We start from the raw sequence: 18,666 nt of genomic DNA, 5'->3' as shown, positions 1-18,666 counted from the left end.
CGCGTGCGTAGGGACCTCGTCAAACCTCACGTCTCCAGGGCCGGCCGGGCATGGAACACTAAAACGGCGTGKCGTGAGGGCTGACCTAGCAGCAGGCGGGCGGTGAYGCGCTCGCGGTCCGGGACCGGGTTTCGTTGACCTGGCCCGCCCGTCGGAGGCTTCAAGGCGGCGAGGCCCTAACAGGGCTCAGCGTCGCGGGCTTCCGTATAACGGTGGCGCGGAGCGTCTGGCTTCGTCGAAACGGTAACAACTGCAAACACTCCGGACGTCGTCCGGCGCTCCGCGACCCTTTCCAGCAACTCACAGCCAGAGGCGTGAGCTTGAGAAGCCGTGCCCGCGAACACTTGCCCCCACCTGACCGCTTCGCGGTCTGTCCGCCCCCACAGGGGGCGGAGGACGCCGCACCGCGCACCTCTTCCCCCTCTGGGGGAAGACGACCGCGAAGCGGTCCGTAGGGGGCAAGCGTTCGCCCCACAGGGGGCGGAGGACGCCGCACCGCGCACCTCTTCCCCCTCTGGGGGAAGACGACCGCGAAGCGGTCCGTAGGGGGCAAGCGKTCGCCGCACGAAGGTCCTCCCCCCGTGGGGGAGGTGTCGGCGCAGCCGACGGAGGGGGCGTGATCGGCCGATGGCCAGACCCACGATCAACGATCCAACAACTCCCCCACCGATCGCTGCGCGATCGCCTCCCCCCACGGGGGGAGGACCGCACCGAGCTTTCGTTTCCGCCCGGGGCCTTCTATATGCAACCGCTCCTCGACTCCCCCGGAAGACCCATGGCCCGTATCCTGATCACCTCCGCCCTGCCGTACATCAACGGCATCAAGCACCTGGGCAATCTGGCGGGATCGATGTTGCCGGCCGACGTCTACGCCCGCTTCCAGCGCGCGCGGGGCAACGACACCCTCTACATCTGCGCCACCGACGAGCACGGCACCCCGGCCGAGCTGGCCGCCGCCGCCGCCGGCCAGGACGTGGCCACCTACTGCGCCGAGCAGCACGTGCTGCAGCACGACGTGGGCCGCGCGTTCGGCCTGTCGTGGGACCATTTCGGCCGCTCGTCCTCGCCGCAGAACCATCGCCTGACCCAGCACTTCTGCGAGGTGCTCGAAGCGCGCGGCCTGATCGAGGAACGCGTCGACCAGATGGTCTATTCCATCGACGACAAGCGCTTCCTGCCCGACCGCTACATCGAGGGCACCTGCCCGCACTGCGGCTTCGAGAAGGCCCGCGGCGACCAGTGCGACAACTGCGGCAACCTGCTGGACCCGACCGACCTGAAGAACGCCTATTCGGTGATCTCCGGCTCGCGGAACCTGGAAGTGCGCGACACTCGCCACCTCTACCTGCTCCAGACCAAGATGGCCGAGAAGATCCGCGCCTGGGTCGACGCCCACGGCGACTGGCCGCTGCTGGCCAAGTCGATTGCCTACAAGCACCTGGACGAGGGCCTGATCGACCGCGGCATCACCCGCGACCTGGCCTGGGGCATCCCGGTGACCAAGGGCGAGTTCCCGCGTCCGGGCTTCGAGGACAAGGTCTTCTACGTCTGGTTCGACGCGCCCATCGAATACATCGCCGCCACCCAGGAATGGGCCGAGGCCGGCGCCGACCGCGACTGGAAGTCGTGGTGGCGCACCGACGAGGGGGCGCAGGACGTCCGCTACGTCCAGTTCATGGGCAAGGACAACGTCGCCTTCCACACGGTCAGCTTCCCGGCCACGATCCTGGGCTCGGAAGAGCCGTGGAAGAGCGTCGACATGCTCAAGGCCTTCAACTGGCTGAACTGGTACGGCGGCAAGTTCTCGACCAGCAACCAGCGCGGCGTGTTCATGGACGTCGCGCTGGAGATCCTGCCGCCCGACCTGTGGCGCTGGTACCTGACCTCGAACGCGCCCGAGAGCAGCGACACGGCCTTCACCTGGGAGCAGTTCGCCAGCGCCGTGAACCGCGACCTGGCCGACGTGCTGGGCAACTTCGTCAACCGCATCCTGAAGTTCACGGAGAGCAAGTTCGACGGCGTGATCCCCGACGGCGGCGCCCCCGGCCCGCTTGAGGAGAAGCTTTACGCCGATGTCGCCGCCCGCCTGGCCGATCTGGCCGAGCAGATGGACTCCATCGAGGTGCGCAAGAGCGCCCAGGCCCTGCGCGCCCTGTGGGTGGTGGGCAACGAGTACCTGCAGGAAGCCGCCCCGTGGACGGCGATCAAGACCGACCGCGACCGCGCCGCCGTGATCGTCCGCACCGCCCTGAACCTGGCGGCGCTGTACGCCCGCATCTCCGCGCCGTTCATCCCGTTCGCGGCCGAGAAGATCGCCGAGGCCTTCCAGCTGTCCTGGCCGCCGGCCTGGCCGTCGAACGACGCCGCCGCCGAACTGTCGACCCTGCCGGTCGGCCTGTCGGTCCGCGCGCCGGAAGTGCTGTTCAAGAAGATCGAGGACGAGCAGATCGCCGAGTGGACCGCCCGCTTCGGCGGAGCGGAATAGGGTGACGGACCAGACGTGGGCAGGGCGCTTTTCCTCCCAAACCCGCCTGGGCCTGTTCTACGTCGTCTCCTATCTCGGCACCGGCGTCAGCCTGCCGTTCATCGCCACCTATTTCCGCTCGCGCGGCCTGAACGGGGCCGAGATCGGGCTGATCCTGGCCGTGCCGATGCTGGCGCGGCCGTTCACCGGGCCGGTGCTGGCGGTCTGGGCCGACGGCTTCACCCTGCGCCGGACGCCCCTGGCCCTGCTGGCCCTGGGGGCGGCGGCCGGCTATCTGGCCATGCTGGCCGCGCCGGGCTTCTGGGGATTGCTGGCCTGCTGGCTGGTCGGCATGACCTTCCTGACCACCCTGACGCCGCTGATCGACGTGATCACCCTGCGGCGCTCGCGTCTGGACGGCTTCAACTACGGCGTTCCGCGCGGCGCGGGCTCGGCGGCCTTCATCGTCGCCAACCTGGCCATGGGGGCGATCCTGGCGGTCATGGCGCCCAGCGTCATCGTCGCCTGGATCACCACGGCGGCGATCGGCGTGGCCGTGGTCTCGGCCCTGATCCTGCCGCCCGAGCGCGTCCATGAGGCTGGAGCCCCGCAGCTCGGTCGCGCCGAGCGTTGGAAAGGCCTGGGCGGCCTGCTGCGCGACAGGACCTTCGTGCTGGCCGTGATCACCGCCGGCCTGATCCAGGGGGCGCACGCCTTCTATTACGGCTTCTCGGCCCTGCTCTGGCGCCATCAGGGGATCTCGGCCCCGATGATCGGCGTGCTGTGGGGCGTTGGGGTGGCGGTCGAGGTCGGCTTCATGTGGTTCGCCGAGCCGTGGCGGCGCAAGGTCGGGCCCGAGAAGCTGCTGGTCCTGGGCGGGGCGGCGGCTCTGCTGCGCTGGACCGCCTACGCCTTCGCGCCGCCGCTGTGGCTGCTGTTCCCGCTGCAGGCCCTGCACGCCCTGACCTTCGCGGCCAGCTTCATGGCCTCGCTGCGGCTGATCGAGCGCCTGGCCCCGCCGCAGAGCGCCTCGGCCGCCCAGGCGATCAATTCCGCCCTGTCGGCCGGCTTCGTGCTGGGCGTCGGCACCCTGGCGGCCGGCCCGCTGTTCGACGCCTTCGGGACCAGGGGCTACCTGGCCACGGCGGCGATGGGCGGGCTGGGGCTGATTGGGGCGGTCAAGCTTTCGAAGCGGACACGCTGAGTGGCCGCCCTCGTCCTTCGACAAGCTCAGGATGAGGACGAATTCAACGCCGGCGCATTAGAAACCCTCATCCTGAGCTTGTCGCCAAGCGCCTTGGGGGACGAGGGTTTCGCTGCCTCAGATCTCGTAGTCGATCTCGCCTTCCAGCCAGGCGACGATCCGCTCGGCGGCGGCGACCGGGTCCATCCGGGTCGTATCGATCCGCAGCTCCGGCGCCTCGGGCGCCTCGTAGGGACTGTCGATGCCGGTGAAGTTCTTCAGCTGGCCCGCCCGCGCCTTCTTGTAGAGGCCCTTGACGTCGCGCTCCTCGGCCACCGCCAGCGGGGTGTCGACGAAGACCTCGACGAACTCGCCGTCCTGCAGGATCTCGCGCGCCAGCCGGCGCTCGGCCCGGAACGGCGAGATGAAGGCGGTCAGCACGATCAGCCCGGCGTCGACCATCAGCTTGGCCACCTCGGCGACCCGGCGGATGTTCTCGACCCGGTCCTCCTCGGTGAAGCCGAGGTTCTTGTTGAGGCCGTGGCGCACGTTGTCGCCGTCCAGCAGATAGGTGTGACGGCCCAGGGCGTGCAGGCGCTTCTCGACCAGGTTGGCGATCGTCGATTTGCCCGCGCCCGACAGGCCCGTCAGCCAGACCACCCGGCCGCGCTGGCCTTTCAGGGCGGCGCGCGAGGCCTTGCCGACATCGGTGTGCTGCCAGTGGATGTTGTCGGCCCGGCGCAAGGCGAAATTCAGCAGGCCCGCCCCGACGGTGCGGTTGCTGATCCGGTCGATCAGGATGAAGCCGCCCAGGTCGCGGTTCTTGGCGTAGGGCTCGAACGGGATGGCCTGGTCCAGCGACAGGTTGACCAGGCCGATCTCGTTCAGCTCCAGCTTCTTGGCCGCCAGGTGTTCCAGCGTGTTGACGTTCACCCGGTGCTTGATCTCGGTGACGCTGGCCCCGACCATCCGCGTGCCGATCTTCAGCAGGTAGGAGCGGCCGGGCGGCAGGGCCTCGTCGTCCATCCAGACGACGGTGGCCTCGAACTGGCCGGCCACGGCGACCGGGTCATCGGCGGCCACCAGGATGTCGCCGCGGCTGACGTCGATCTCGTCGGCCAAAGTGAGGGTCACCGACTGGCCGGCATAGGCCTCGGCCAGGTCGTCGGGCTTGGTGACGATCCGCGCCACGGTGCTTTCGCGGCCCGAGGGCAGGGACTTCACCCGGTCGCCCGGCTTGACGGTCCCGGCGGCGATCTGGCCCGAGAAACCCCGGAAGTCGAGGTTGGGGCGGTTGACCCACTGCACGGGCATGCGGAACGACTGGCCGCGCAGGTCGTCCTCGACCTCCACGCCTTCCAGCCAGTCCATCAGGATCGGGCCGGCATACCAGGGCGAATCCTCGCCACGCGAGGCCATGTTGGCGCCGGTCAGGCCCGAGATCGGGATGGGGGTGAAGGTCGCCAGGGCGATCTGGTCGGCGAAGGCGCGATAGTCGGCGACGATCGCGTCGAACGTCGCCTTGTCCCAGCCGACCAGGTCCATCTTGTTCACCGCCAGCACTACGTGGCGGATGCCCAGAAGCTTGACGAGGTAGCTGTGGCGACGGGTCTGGGTCAGCACGCCCTTGCGGGCGTCGATCAGGATCACGGCCGCGTCGGCGGTCGAGGCGCCGGTGACCATGTTGCGCGTGTACTGCTCATGGCCGGGGGTGTCGGCGACGATGAACTTGCGCTTGTCGGTGGCGAAGAAGCGGTAGGCGACGTCGATGGTGATGCCTTGCTCGCGCTCGGCGGCCAGGCCGTCGACCAGCAGGGCGAAGTCGATCGCGCCGCCCTGGGTGCCCACCCGTCTGGAGTCGGCCTCGAGGGCCGCCATCTGGTCCTCGAAGATCATCTTGCTGTCGTAGAGCAGACGGCCGATCAGGGTCGACTTGCCGTCGTCCACCGAGCCGCAGGTGATGAAGCGCAGCAGCGACTTGTGCTGGTGGGCGACCAGATAGGCGTCGATGTCGTCGGCGATCAGGTCGGAGGGCTTGTAGACCGTGTTTTGGGCGGCGGCGGTCATCTAGAAATAGCCTTCCTGCTTCTTCTTCTCCATCGAGGCGGACTGGTCATGGTCGATGACCCGGCCCTGGCGCTCGCTGGTGGTGGTCAGCAGCATCTCCTGGATGACCTCGGGCAGGGTGGAGGCGGTGCTCTCGACCGCGCCCGTCAGCGGGTAGCAGCCCAGGGTGCGGAACCGCACGCTCTTCATTTGCGGGACCTCGCCCGGACGCAGCCGGAAGCGGTCGTCGTCGACCATGATCAGAGCGCCGTCGCGCTCGACCACCGGCCGCTCGGCCGCGAAGTACAGCGGCACGATCGGGATGTTCTCCAGGTGCATGTATTGCCAGACGTCCAACTCGGTCCAGTTGGAGATCGGGAAGACCCGCAGGCTTTCGCCGGGGTGCTTGCGGGTGTTGTAGAGCTTCCAGAGTTCGGGCCGCTGGTCCTTGGGATCCCAGCGCTGCTCGGTGGTGCGGAAGCTGAACACGCGCTCCTTGGCCCGGCTCTTCTCCTCGTCGCGGCGGGCCCCGCCGAAGGCCGCGTCGAAGCCGTACTTGGCCAGGGCCTGCTTGAGGCCCTCGGTCTTCCACAGATCGGTGTGCAGGGCGCTGCCGTGGTCGAACGGATTGATGCCGCGCGCCTCGGCCTCGGGATTCTTGTGGACCAGCAGGTCGAAGCCCAGCTGCTGGGCGATGGTGTCGCGCAGCTCGTACATGGCCCGGAACTTCCAGGTCGTGTCGACGTGCAGCAGCGGGAAGGGCGGCTTGGACGGATAGAAGGCCTTGGCCGCCAGGTGCAGCATCACCGCGCTGTCCTTGCCGATCGAATACAGCATGACCGGGTTTTCGCACTCGGCCGCCACCTCGCGCAGGATGTGGATGCTCTCGGCTTCCAGCCGCTGGAGATGCGTGAGCCGAGCCGGGGACAGGACGCCAGTGGGGGCGCTAGCGGGGGCGCTCATGGACAGGTCCGCAAAGGCGTCGTGCGACAGCGAAGCGACTTGGGTAGGGGGCAAAACGCGTATCCGCAAATGGAAAGCTCCGCCGACGCACGAAGGCGCGACGATGGGACGGTGATCCTGGACGTGGACCTAGGTCTCGTGAGTGCGACGGGCAAGGCGGGGAAATCTGCAGGCGCTGTGAGCTTCGATGGCGCCCAGGCGGCGTCGGGGGCCGGAGCGGGGTCCTTCATGACCAAAAGTTCACTCGCGCCGGATGCCGAAGCGCTGCATAACGCCGATATCGGAAAATGGGCCTCCCGATGTCCTCCCTGGCTGAATTCATCGCCGCGATCGTGCTCTGGCTTTCGTCGATGGCGCTTTGCCAGTTCGGCATGGCCGTCGAGCACCAGGCCAAGACCCCGCCCAAGGCCGAGCGGGTCATCGCCCGCACGCCCCGTCAACAGGTCGTCCAAACCATCGAGCGCTGCCCCCGCCTGCACGGGACTGAGGTCAGCGCCTAGGGCCTTGCTCCGCCAAGCCCTTCGCTGGGCGGGAAAACCGGCGGAACCCGCTATGCGGACCGGCTTTTCGCCGCTAGGTTTATTCGTTGCGTGCGAGAGGGGCGTCCGCGCGGCGATGTTCATCCGGCCCCAAGCCGTTTCGCCCTGGGACTATGGCTGCGTATGAAGCCTAAGAAGCGCCAACCGCTTGATTTCACCGGCATTCCCGTGGAGCCGCCGGTCGAGGACGTCGGCCGCCCTGTCGAGGCGGAAGTCGAACCCGATGCGGACGCGCCTGTCACCGAACCGGACCTGGACCTCGATATCGCCGCCGTTCCCGAAGCTTCGGCCCCGCCGATTCTCGACCGCGGTCCGCTGGACCTCGAGCCTGAACCCGTTTCCGAGCCTCTCCCCGCGCCGGTTCCCGAAACGCCCCGGGCCAGCGCGCGGCGCGGCTTCTTCAGCGTTGCGTCGAAATCCCGGGCCGCGTCGCAGCCCGCGCCGCCGCCCGCAACCAAGATCATCGAACCGGTCGAACCTCCGAAAGCCGAGGTCGCGGCCGCCGAGCCGGAGGCGGTGATCGAACCGGCCCCGCCCCCGAAATCGAACTTCAAGCCGCCCGAGGCCGAGCCCGATCCGGCGCCGTTCTCGCCGGCCCGCGGTCGACGCAGCGCGCCGGTCGAAGCCGAACCCCTGGCGCCGCTGCCGTCGTTCCTGACCGCGCCCGTCGCGGCCCCGTTGGCGGCTCAGACCGCCCAGCCGCCGGCCCCGGTGGTCGAGCCTGAACCGCCGGCCCCGTCCAAGCGTTTCGAAGCGGCGGTGTCCAAACCGCGTGAGACCACGTCGATCACACCGCCCGTCACACCTCTGTCCACGGCCCGCGAAGGCAAGAAGCCGATGCCCGCGCCGCTGTACTGGAGCCTGGCGATCGCCGCCGCGGCGCTCTGGACGCTGGGGCCGATCGCCTTCGCGCTCGGTTACGGCGCCGGCGTGCCGGCCCTGAAGGTCGATCAGTTCGCCCTGATGGTGTTCGCCGCCCTGGCTGTCGGTCCCGCCGCCTTCACCCTGCTGGGCGCCTACATGCTGCGGCAGGCCATGGGGGTCTCGGCCGAGCTGAAGCACGCCCGGATCGTGACCGATCGCCTGGTCACCCCGGCCGCCCTGGCGGCGGCGGGCGTCGACGGCGCGGTCGAACGCATCCGCAACCAGATCGAGGCCGCCACGGCCGCCGCCGATGAAGCCCGGGTCCGCGTCCAGGGGCTGCGCGAGGCCCTGGCCGAGGAAACCCTGGCCCTGGCCCAGACCACCAGCGAGTCGGCTCGCATGGTGCAGCAACTGTCCGAAGGCCTGGGTCACGAGCGCCAGGCCATGCACGCCCTGTCGACCACGCTCGACGCCCAGTCCACGGCCGTGGTCGACGCCATTGGCAGCCAGGCGCGCATGGTCGCCGAGGCCTCAGACCTGGCCGAGACCCAGCTGCGGGAGGCCGAAGCCGCGCTCGCCGCCCGAGCCGCCGATCTGGCCGCCGCCGCCGCCGAGGCCTCCGACGCCGCGCGGGTCGGGGCCGAGGACCTGTCGCGCCAGATCGCTCGCCTGGAGACCGCCGGGCAGGGCGTCGGCGATCAGATGGGCGCCGTCGAGCGCACCCTGGCCGCCCAGCGCGCCGCCCTGGTCGCCGCCAGCCAGTCGCTGCGCACCGACCAGGAGGACTTCGCGGCCGAGAGCGAGACTCGCACCGCCCAGTTGACCGAGTTCATCGGCCACACCCGCGCCGGCGCCACCGAGATGAGCGACATGGCGGCCATGGGCGCCGAGGTGCTGCGCGGCCTGATCGGCGCCGCGGCCCAGCAGCTGCGTGAAGTCGCCGAGGCCGCTCGTGCCGAGCGCGAAGCCCTGGCGGCCGAAACTTCCAGCGCCATCGCCGCCCTGGCCAGCGCCGCCGGCGGTCAACGCGCCGACCTGGAAACGGCCCTGGTCCAGGCGATGGAGTCCATGGCCGAGGCGGCCCGCAAGGCCAACGACGGCGTGGAGCTGCGCGTCGACGCCGCCCGTGTCCGCGTCGACCAGCTCAACGAAATCGCCTTCGCCGCCGGCCAGAAGGCCGACACCGTGTTCGAGTCCCGCATGGACGAGGCCCGCGACCTGATCGAGCAATCGGCCCAGGTGGTCGAGCAGGCCGGCGCCCGCACGGCCCAGAAGCTCTCCGAGAGCGTCGAGACCGCTCGCGCCACCATCGCCGAGATGGAGGCCATGCTTGCCGATGTCGGCCGTCGCACCGCCGATCTGCCGGCCGAGGCCCTGGCCCGCGCCAACGAGGTCCGGGTCCAGATCGAGCAAGGCATCGAAGATTTGCGTCAGTCCGCCCGCCGGACCGCCGAGGAGACCGCGGCGATCGACCAGGCGTTCCAGGAACGCGTCCGCCGCAACTACGACATGCTCAGCGAGGCGGTCGGGCGGATGGGAGGCGCGGCTCCCGCCGCCGCGCCGTCTCGCGCGCCGCCGCCGCTGAACCGTCAGACCCAGGCCGCCGCCCCGCCGTCGGCCGCCAAGCCGGCCAACGAACCCAGCGCCGAGGACGCCGGCCTGCGTCCGCGCCTGCGCCTGACCCCCACCGCCACCGACGACGAGTTCCGCTCGGTGTTCGACGCCGCCGGCGGCCGCAACGCCGCGCCGGCCCCGTCCGGCGAACGGGCCGAACCGCAACAGGGCGGCCTGTCGTGGCGCAATCTGTTGTCGGGGCTGGAAAGCGTCGCGCCCGGCGACGCCGCCCTGGGCGAGAAGATGGCTGGCGAGATCTTGGCCATGGGCATTGATCCGACGGCCCTGCTGCCCCGCGCCCGCATCGACGAGATCGCCGCCGCGGTCCAGACCCATGACGAGGGCGGGGCGCGTGACGTGGTCAAGAAACTGGCGCCGGCCGCCATCCGTCGGCTGGTGCGGCGCCTGTTCTCCGACGCCACGCTGCGGGCCGACGCCGAGCGTTTCCTGCGTCGCTACGCCGGCATGATGGACGAGGCCTCCGAGCAGGACCGCGAGGGCTTCCTGGTGGCGGCCCTGCTGTCGTCCGACGCCGGCCGCGCCTACCTGCTGCTGGACGCGGCTTTCGGGGATCTGGCCTAGGGTGAAAAGGCTGTTCGACGCGGCGGCGTCCGGCGCGGCGCTGCTGCTGCTGGCCATCCCGCTGCTGATCGTGGCGGCGGTGGTGCGCCTGACCTCGCCGGGGCCGGCGCTCTACTGGTCGCGGCGGGTGGGACGCGGCAACGCGCTGTTCGCGATGCCCAAGTTCCGCACCATGCGGATCGACACCCCCGAGGTCGCCACCCACCTGTTGGCCGATCCCGACCGCTGGCTGACCCCGCCGGGCGCCTTCCTGCGCAGGACCAGCCTCGATGAGCTGCCGCAGCTGTGGAGCGTGCTGGTCGGCGACATGAGCCTGGTCGGGCCGCGCCCGGCGCTGTTCAATCAGGACGACCTGGTGGCCCTGCGGACGGCGGCCGGCGTCGAGACGCTGCGGCCCGGCGTCACCGGCTGGGCCCAGATCAACGGGCGGGACGAGATCGCCATTCCCGAGAAGGTGGCCCTGGACGCCGAATATCTCCGGCGCCAGGGGTTCTGGTTCGACCTGACGATCCTGTTGCGGACCGTGCTGCCCGTGGTCACGGGCAAGGGCGTGACCCGTTAGGCGAGCGCCGCGTAGGCCTTCTCCAGCGCCGCCACGAACACCGCGTTCCCTGCTAGGTCTCGGCTGAACACCGGCTCCAGTTTCAGGAACCGCGCCACGTCGGCCTCGGCGTCGCCGGTGCAGGCGGCCGCCGTCTCGACCAGCCGGTCGGCCAGCGGATCGACGATCTTCTCGCCCTCGGCGGCGCGGCGGCGGACGAAGTGCATCCAGGCGGCCAGGGGCAGGGCCAGGCGATCCACCGGGCGGCCGGCCGCCAGGGCGTCGGCGACCGTGCCGAGGATGCGGAACGGCAGCTTCTGCGAACCGTCCCAGGCGATCTGGCTCAGCAGGTGGCGGATCTCGGGATTGCGGAACCGGCCCAGGATCGCCTGGGCGTAGGCGGCCAGATCCAGGCCGCGCGGCGCGGTCAGGGTCGGGATGATGTCGTGGACCATCAAGTCCTCGGCGATCCTGGCCAGGGCCGGATCGCTGATCGCCTCGAACACCGTCTCATGGCCCTTCAGCAGGCCCGCATAGGCGATGGTCGAGTGGACGCCGTTCAGCAGCCGCAGCTTGGCGCGTTCGAAGCCGCGCACGTCGTCGGTCAGGGTCACGCCGACCGAGGCGAGGTCCGGCGCGCCGTCCCCTAGCACGTCCTCGACCACCCACTGGGTGAAGGCCTCGCGCTGGATCGGCCAGGCGTCGTTCAGGCCGGTGGCCGTCTCGACCCGGGCCCGCAGGGCGTCGTCGGTGGCGGGGGTGATGCTGTCGACCATGGTGCGCGGGAAGCGGCCCTCGGCCTCGATCCATGCGGCCAAGGGCGGGTCGATCGCCTCCGCGAAGGCCACGACGGCCGCCTTCAGGCGCCAGCCGTTGTCGGCGAGGTTGTCGCAGGCCACCACGGCGTAGGGCGGCAGGCCGACCTGATGGCGGCGGCGCAGCCCCTCGACCACGTAGCCCACGGCGCTGATCGGAAGACGCGGATGGGCCAGGTCATGGACGATGTCGGGGTGGGCGGTGTCCAGCTTGCCGTCGCCGGTCAGGCAATAGCCCTTCTCGGTGACGGTCAGGGTGACCATACGGGTGGCCGGCGCGGCCAGGCGGGCGAAGACCGAGGGCGGATCCTCCGGCGCGACCAGCACCTCCAGGATCGAGCCGACCACGCGGAAGGTGGTCTCGGCGTCCAGCTGGGCCAGGGTGTAGAGGCCGTCCTGCGGTTGCAGGGCGTCGCGGACCCCCGGGCTCTTCAGCGACACGGCGCAGATGCCCCAGCGCGGGTCCGTGGCGAGCAGTTGGTCGAAATAGAAGGCCTGGTGAGCGCGGTGGAAGGCGCCGGGGCCGAAATGCACCACGCCGACCGTGACCTTGTCGCGGTCGTAGGCGGGCAAGGCGACGCCGGGAATGGCGGCCGGATAGCTGACGGCGTTCAGACGCAGGGGACGGGAGAGAGTGTCGGTCACAGAGTCACGCCTTGTTTCCAGATGGCGATTTCACGCTCGCCGTTGAGTTCGGCCTTGGTCGGCTGGCCCGAGGCCGTGGCCACGACCAGATCCATCAGGGAGTCGGCCGCCGCGTCCATGGTCTGGCCCGATAGCACCACGCCGGCGTCGAAGTCGATCCAGCCCGGCTTGCGGGCGGCCAGGGCCGAGTTCGAGGCGATCTTCAGGGTGGGGGCGGGGAAACCCAACGGCGTGCCGCGGCCGGTGGTGAACAGGATCACCGTCGCGCCGGCCGCCGTCAGGGCGGTAGACGACACCGCGTCGTTGCCGGGAGCCTCCAGCAGGGTCAGGCCGTGCGGCCCCACCTGCTCGCCGTAGCGCAGCACCTCGACCAGCGGCGCGCGGCCGCCCTTCTGCACCGCCCCCAGGGACTTCTCCTCCAGGGTGGTGATGCCGCCGGCGATATTGCCGGGCGAGGGGTTCTCGTAGATCGGCTGGTGGTTGTCGATGAAGTAGCGCTTGAAGTCGTCGATCACTCCGACCGCCTCGTCGAACACCTGGCGGGTGGCGGCTCGGGCCAGCAGCACGCCCTCGGCGCCGAACACCTCGGGGATTTCGGTCAGCACCGGCGTGCCGCCGGCGTCGGAGACCTTGTCGGCGATGCGGCCGACCAGCGGATTGGCGGTGACGCCCGAGAAGCCGTCGGAGCCGCCGCACTTGAGGCCGACCACCAGGTCCGACAGCGGGGCGGGCTCGCGCCGGTCGCGCTCGGCGATGGCGACCAGTTCCTCGACGGCCTCCAGACCGTCCTCCAGTTCGTCCTCGACCATCTGGGTGGTGAACGAGCGCAGGCGTTCCGGATCCAGGCCCGGGGCGGATTCCAGCAGGGCCTTGAGCTGATTGTTCTCGCAGCCCAGGCCCAGGATCAGCACGCCGCCGGCGTTGGGATGGGCGGCGAGGCCCGCGATCAGCTTGCGGGTGTGGGCCAGGTCGTCGCCCAGCTGCGAACAACCGAACGGGTGGGGGAAGGCGAAGACGCCGTCGACCCGGCCGGCGAAGCGGGCGTTGGCCTTTTCGGCGATCCGGCGGGCGGTGTTGGCCACGCAGCCGACCGTGCACAGCACCCAGATCTCGTTGCGGGTGCCGACCCGGCCGTTCTTGCGGCGATAGCCCAGGAAGGTCCCGGCGGGCGGCGGCTCATGCGGCTCCGGATGGGCGTCGGCGTAGGTGAAGTCTTCCACGCCCGACAGGCGGGTCTCGACATTGTGGACGTGCACGTGGTCGCCGACCGCGATGTCGGTCGTGGCCCGACCGATCGGCCAGCCGTATTTGAGCACGTCCTCGCCCTTGGCCGCGGCGCGCACGGCGATCTTGTGGCCCTTGGGGATGTCGGCGCGGGCGACGAGCGCCAGGCCGTGCAGGTCCAGGGTCTCGCCCGCGACAAGTTCGCGCAGGGCCGTCGCCACATGGTCGCGCGGGTCGACGCCGTGGATCGATTCGGACGGGCTGGAGGTGGGTTCGCCTATCAAAGCCTTGGTCATTGGAACTTTTCGTGTTGCCATCCCCGTTAGGGCGACGGGGAAACCGGTGTCACCATAGGCAGTTCTGCCCGAAGGTGCATCTGTAGCGGCGTCGTCGTCCGTAGAGTATGACAAAACAAAACAACGATCGCCGCATGGAAACGCTTTGACCTCGTCCAAGACCCGCTTGCCGGACACCGACGGCATCGAAATTGAAACCGCCCTGGAGGCCGGCCTTGAGGGCGGCCGCAAGCGCGCCACCATCAACGACATCGCCCGCCTGGCCGGCGTCTCGAAGAAGACCGTCTCGCGCGTGATCAACCAATCGCCCTTCGTGCGCGACGAGACCCGCGAACGCATCGAGGCGGTGATCGCCGAGTGGGGCTATGCGCCCGATCCCCAGGCCCGGGGCCTGGCGTTCCGCCGCTCGTTCCTGATCGGCATGATCTACGACAACCCCAACCCGCAATATGTCGTCAACATGCAGCTGGGTCTTCTGGACGGCATTCGCGGGTCCGGCTTCGAGCTGGTGGTGCATCCCTGCGATCGCGCCAGCCCGACCTTCCTGCAGGACGTCCGCACCTTCGTCGAACGCCAGAAGCTGTTCGGCGTGGTGCTGCCGCCTTCGGTTTCCGAAGACGAGCGAGTGGCCAAGCTGCTGCGCGAGATCGGCTGCGAATATATCCGCATCGCCTCGGTCGAGCTGGACAAGCCCGAGCACATGATCGTCGGCCACGACCGCCTGGGCGGCGAGGCCATGGGCGCCTATCTGGTCGAGCTGGGCCATCGCGAGATCGGCTTCATCAGCGGCCTGCCCAGCTTCCGGTCGTCGCACGAGCGGCGAGGGGGCTTCGAGGACGCCCTGAACAAGGCCGGACTGGAGCTGAAGCCCGACTACGTGCTGCAGGGCGCCTACACCTTCGAATCCGGCCTGGCCTGCGGCGAGGCGCTGTTGGCCAAGACCCCGCGGCCGACCGCGATCTTCGCCGGCAACGACGAAATGGCCGCCGGTGTGCTGCAGGCGGCGCGCCGCGCCGGGCTCGAAGTGCCCGCCGACGTCACCGTGGTCGGTTTCGATGACTTCCAGATCGCCCAGGCCGTCTGGCCGCCGCTGACCACCATCCACATTCCGACCCGGGAAGTGGGCCGGATCGCCGCCGAGAAACTGATCGGCGCGGCGGTTCGCGAAAAGCGCGACCCCAACAGCACCATCCCCTATCTCGTCGTCCGGGAATCGTCGGGCGCCCCGCCGAAGGTGTAGGATCCTGGCGGCGCCTTTGGCTTGCATGGCGCCATGACACCGGTTACCAAGCGCCTCGAAAACGGCCCCAGGAAGCCGTCGGCGGAGTAGGGAGTAGGAAACGCCATGACCCGGCCTCTGGTTTTTCACGACGACCGCCTGTTTCCGGCCGACGGGCGCACGCGGGAGATCGCCCGGGCGCTGTACGGCCAGGTCAAGGCCCNCCATGACCCGGCCTCTGGTTTTTCACGACGACCGCCTGTTTCCGGCCGACGGGCGCACGCGGGAGATCGCCCGGGCGCTGTACGGCCAGGTCAAGGCCCTGCCGATCATCAGCCCGCACGGCCACACCGACCCGGCCTGGTTCGCGACGAATGCGCCCTTCGAGGACGCCACCGACCTGCTGCTGGCCCCGGACCACTATCTGTTCCGCATGCTCTACAGCCAGGGCATCAGCCTGGACGCCCTGAAGGTGCGCTCCAAGGCCGGGGTCCCGGCCACCGACCCGCGCGAGGCCTGGCGGCTGCTGGCCAGCAACTTCCACCTGTTTCGCGGCACCCCGTCGTGGCTGTGGCTCAACCACGTGTTCAGCCAGGTGTTCGGCTTCACGACCTTCCTGAGCGCCGAGACCTCGGACGACTATTTCGACGCCATCAACGCGGCCCTGGCCACCGAGGCGTTCCGGCCCCGGGCCCTGTTCGACCGCTTCAACATCGAGACCCTGGCCACCACCGAGGGGCCGCAGGACCGCCTGGAGCACCACAAGGCCATCCGTGAGAGCGGCTGGGGCGGCCATGTGATCACCGCCTATCGTCCCGACGCGGTCATCGACTTCGAGGACGAGCGCTTCGGCCGGGCCTTCGAGCGGTTCGGCGAGGTCTGCGGCCAGGACGTCACSASCTGGAAGGGCTATCTGGAAGGCCACCGCCTGCGCCGCGCGGCCTTCATCCAAGCCGGCGCCACCTCGTCCGACCACGGCCATCCGACCGCCGCCACCGCCGACCTGTCCGCCGTCGAGGCCGAGGCCCTGTTCCAGGACCTGCTGGCGGGGAACGTCACSCCGGCCAAGGCCGAGTTGTTCCGGGCCCAGATGCTGACCGAGATGGCCAAGATGAGCCTGGACGACGGGCTGGTCATGCAGATCCACCCCGGCTCGCACCGCAACCACAATGTCGGCCTSYTGGCCACCCACGGCCGCGACAAGGGCGCCGACATCCCCATGCGCACCGAATATGTCGAGGCGCTCAAGCCGCTGCTGACCCGGTTCGGCAACGACCCGCGGCTGTCGATCATCCTCTTCACGCTSGACGAGACCGTCTACAGCCGCGAGCTGGCCCCGCTGGCCGGCCACTATCCGGTGCTGAAGCTGGGCCCGTCCTGGTGGTTCCACGACAGCCCCGAGGGCATGATGCGGTTCCGCGAGCAGGTCACCGAGACCGCCGGCTTCTACAACACCGTCGGCTTCAACGACGACACCCGCGCCTTCCTGTCGATCCCGGCCCGCCACGACGTGGCCCGCCGCGTCGACAGCGCCTTCCTGGCCCGCATGGTCGCCGAGCACCGCATGGACGAGGTCGAGGCCGCCGAACTGATCGTCGACCTCACCTACACCCTGCCCAAACGCGCCTACAAACTCGATCAACGGCCCGCCTGGGCNCCGCCACGACGTGCCCCGCCGCGTCGACAGCGCCTTCCTGGCCCGCATGGTCGCCGAGCACCGCATGGACGAGGTCGAGGCCGCCGAACTGATCGTCGACCTCACCTACACCCTGCCCAAACGCGCCTACAAACTCGATCAACGGCCCGCCTGGGCGCGTCCCGCCCAGCCGACTCCCGCCGCCCGGCACGCCGCCGAATAGATTTTCCGGAGCCCCCAGATGTTCACCAAGACCTACCACGCCACCCACCCGGACATGATGTACGCGGTCAGCAACGACGACCTGCGCGACCGCTACCTGATGGACGGCCTGTTCGCCGCCGACGACATCGTGCTGCACTACAACCACGCCGAACGCTTCGTGGTCGGCGGCGCGGCCCCCGTCTCGAAGGGCGTGAAGCTGCCCGACCAGACCGAGCCCGCCTCGGCCGCCGGCCACCCGTTCCTGGAGCGCCGCGAGCTGGGCGCCATCAATGTCGGCGGCGGCAAGGGCAAGGTCACGGTCGACGGCGTCGCCTACGACATCGAGCCGCGTGACGGCATCTACGTGACCATGGGCTCCAAGGACGTGGTGTTCGAAAGCGTCGACGCCGCCAACCCGGCCCGCTTCTACCTGACCAGCCTGCCGGCCCACGCCGCGTTCGAGACCAAGAAGCTGGAGTTCGCCAACGCCGTCCCGCTGGAGCGCGGCGCGCTGGAGACCTCCAACGAGCGCACCATCTACCAGTACATCGTGCCGACCACCTGCAAGTCGGCCCAGCTGCTGCTGGGCATGACCGTGCTGAAGCCGGGCAGCGTCTGGAACACCATGCCGCCCCACCTGCACGACCGCCGCTCGGAAGCCTATTTCTACTTCGGTCTGGGCGAGAACGACCGGGTCTTCCACTACATGGGCGAGCCGGACGAGATGCGTCACATCGTGATCGCCAACGAGGAAGCCGTGATGAGCCCGCCGTGGTCGATCCACATGGGCTCGGGCACCTCGAACTACACCTTCATCTGGGCGATGGGCGGGGAGAACCTCGACTACACCGACATGAACGTGCTGGACATCTGCCAGCTGAAATAGGGGCGACGGCTCCATCACGAACCCTTCAGCTGTCCCGGACGGCTCGAAGGGACGATCCGGGACCGACATGGAGCGCAGCGCTTCGGGTCGGTCCCGGATCTTCGCGCTTCGCGCTACGTCCGGGATGACAAAGAGATTTTTGAGGAACGCACCATGGCCAATCCGTTCAGCCTCGAAGGCAAGGTCGCTCTCGTCACCGGCGCCAACACCGGCCTCGGCCAGGCCGTGGCCGTGGCCCTGGCCGAAGCGGGCGCGGACATCGCCGCCGCCGGCCGCAGCGCTCCGACCGAGACCCAAGCCGCGGTGGAAGCCACCGGCCGCAAGTTCCTGTCGATCAAGGCCGATTTCGGCTCGATCGAGCCGGTCCAGCGCGTGGTCGACGAGACCGTCGCCGCGTTCGGCAAGGTCGACATCCTGGTCAACAACGCCGGCATCATCCGCCGCGCCGACAGCATCGAGTTCTCCGAGGCTGACTGGGACGCGGTGATGGATACGAACCTGAAGGTTGTGTTCTTCCTGACCCAGGCCTTCGCCAAGCAGGTGCTCAAGCAGGGCGGCGAGGGTTCGATCGGCAAGATTATCAACATCGCCAGCCTGCTGTCCTTCCAGGGCGGCATCCGCGTGCCGTCCTACACGGCCAGCAAGAGCGGCCTGGCGGGCCTGACCAAGATCCTGGCCAACGAGTGGGCTTCGAAGGGCATCAACGTCAACGCCATCGCGCCGGGCTATTTCGACACCAACAACACCGAGGCTCTGCGCAACGACGCCGACCGCAACGCCTCGATCCTGGCCCGCATTCCGGCCGGCCGCTGGGGCCAGCCGGGCGATCTGGGCGGGGCCGCCGTGTTCCTGGCCTCGCGAGCCGCCGACTACGTCCAGGGCATTACCTTGCCCGTCGACGGCGGCTGGCTGGCGCGCTAGAGGCAGAAATCTGCGCAAAAGCGA

12 protein-coding genes and 2 pseudogenes are annotated in these 18,666 nt (G+C 69.4%); 10 read left to right on the top strand and 4 right to left on the bottom strand.

The genetic code is table 11. The annotated features are described in order from the left end of the window. Positions 1-775: 775 nt before the first annotated feature. Positions 776-2,485 (top strand): methionine--tRNA ligase, encoded by a 1,710-nt coding sequence (gene metG / locus ASD38_RS22430; protein ID WP_056463621.1) that lies wholly within the window; start codon positions 776-778, stop codon positions 2,483-2,485. Between the two features lies 1 nt (position 2,486). After that, positions 2,487-3,668 (top strand): MFS transporter, encoded by a 1,182-nt coding sequence (locus ASD38_RS22425; protein WP_056463618.1) that lies wholly within the window; start codon positions 2,487-2,489, stop codon positions 3,666-3,668. A 117-nt stretch (positions 3,669-3,785) separates the two neighbouring features. On the opposite strand, the gene cysN is transcribed toward ASD38_RS22425, so the two are convergent. Together cysN and cysD are read right to left on the bottom strand one after the other, a co-directional pair. After that, the gene (cysN, locus tag ASD38_RS22420) at positions 3,786-5,714 is read right to left on the bottom strand and encodes a sulfate adenylyltransferase subunit CysN (RefSeq protein ID WP_056463616.1); all 1,929 of its coding nucleotides are present in this window, start codon (positions 5,712-5,714) and stop codon (positions 3,786-3,788) included. Beyond that, positions 5,715-6,656, bottom strand: coding sequence for a sulfate adenylyltransferase subunit CysD (gene cysD / locus ASD38_RS22415; protein ID WP_056463613.1), 942 nt, complete (start codon positions 6,654-6,656; stop codon positions 5,715-5,717). A gap of 299 nt (positions 6,657-6,955) precedes the next feature. Between cysD and ASD38_RS22410 the strand changes: the two genes are divergently transcribed. From ASD38_RS22410 to ASD38_RS22400, 3 genes are all read left to right on the top strand, one after another. After that, positions 6,956-7,156 (top strand): hypothetical protein, encoded by a 201-nt coding sequence (locus ASD38_RS22410; protein WP_056463610.1) that lies wholly within the window; start codon positions 6,956-6,958, stop codon positions 7,154-7,156. Between the two features lie 162 nt (positions 7,157-7,318). Beyond that, the gene (locus ASD38_RS22405; RefSeq protein ID WP_056463607.1) at positions 7,319-10,255 is read left to right on the top strand and encodes a hypothetical protein; all 2,937 of its coding nucleotides are present in this window, start codon (positions 7,319-7,321) and stop codon (positions 10,253-10,255) included. Between the two features lies 1 nt (position 10,256). Next, complete coding sequence (locus ASD38_RS22400; RefSeq protein ID WP_056437605.1) at positions 10,257-10,817, top strand: sugar transferase; 561 nt, start codon at positions 10,257-10,259, stop codon at positions 10,815-10,817. On the opposite strand, the gene ASD38_RS22395 is transcribed toward ASD38_RS22400, so the two are convergent. Beyond that, positions 10,814-12,256 carry a mannitol dehydrogenase family protein gene (locus ASD38_RS22395; RefSeq protein WP_162252157.1) on the bottom strand — a complete coding sequence of 481 codons (1,443 nt, stop codon included), beginning with the start codon at positions 12,254-12,256 and terminating at the stop codon, positions 10,814-10,816. The two genes, ASD38_RS22400 and ASD38_RS22395, sit on opposite strands and share 4 nt — an antisense overlap. Next, positions 12,253-13,776 (bottom strand): UxaA family hydrolase, encoded by a 1,524-nt coding sequence (locus ASD38_RS22390; RefSeq protein WP_442856945.1) that lies wholly within the window; start codon positions 13,774-13,776, stop codon positions 12,253-12,255. The genes ASD38_RS22395 and ASD38_RS22390 overlap by 4 nt, the downstream gene beginning before the upstream one ends. Positions 13,777-13,942: 166 nt before the next feature. Between ASD38_RS22390 and ASD38_RS22385 the strand changes: the two genes are divergently transcribed. The 5 genes and pseudogenes from ASD38_RS22385 (at position 13,943) to kduD (ending at position 18,642) form a co-directional block, all read left to right on the top strand. Further along, complete coding sequence (locus tag ASD38_RS22385; RefSeq protein WP_156390839.1) at positions 13,943-15,016, top strand: LacI family DNA-binding transcriptional regulator; 1,074 nt, start codon at positions 13,943-13,945, stop codon at positions 15,014-15,016. A gap of 205 nt (positions 15,017-15,221) precedes the next feature. Next, positions 15,222-16,651, top strand: a pseudogene (gene uxaC / locus ASD38_RS22380) (glucuronate isomerase); the annotation flags it as partial. Position 16,652: 1 nt separating this feature from the next. Next, positions 16,653-16,854: pseudogene (locus ASD38_RS25180) on the top strand (glucuronate isomerase); the annotation flags it as partial. 18 nt (positions 16,855-16,872) lie between these two features. After that, positions 16,873-17,721 (top strand): 5-dehydro-4-deoxy-D-glucuronate isomerase, encoded by an 849-nt coding sequence (gene kduI / locus ASD38_RS22375; protein WP_056447262.1) that lies wholly within the window; start codon positions 16,873-16,875, stop codon positions 17,719-17,721. Positions 17,722-17,874: 153 nt separating this feature from the next. Next, positions 17,875-18,642, top strand: coding sequence for a 2-dehydro-3-deoxy-D-gluconate 5-dehydrogenase KduD (kduD, locus tag ASD38_RS22370; protein WP_056447259.1), 768 nt, complete (start codon positions 17,875-17,877; stop codon positions 18,640-18,642). Positions 18,643-18,666: the final 24 nt, after the last annotated feature.

It is taken from the genome of Caulobacter sp. Root487D2Y (assembly GCF_001427165.1).
Taxonomy (GTDB): domain Bacteria; phylum Pseudomonadota; class Alphaproteobacteria; order Caulobacterales; family Caulobacteraceae; genus Caulobacter.
This window is presented reverse-complemented; position numbering and strand designations above follow the sequence as displayed.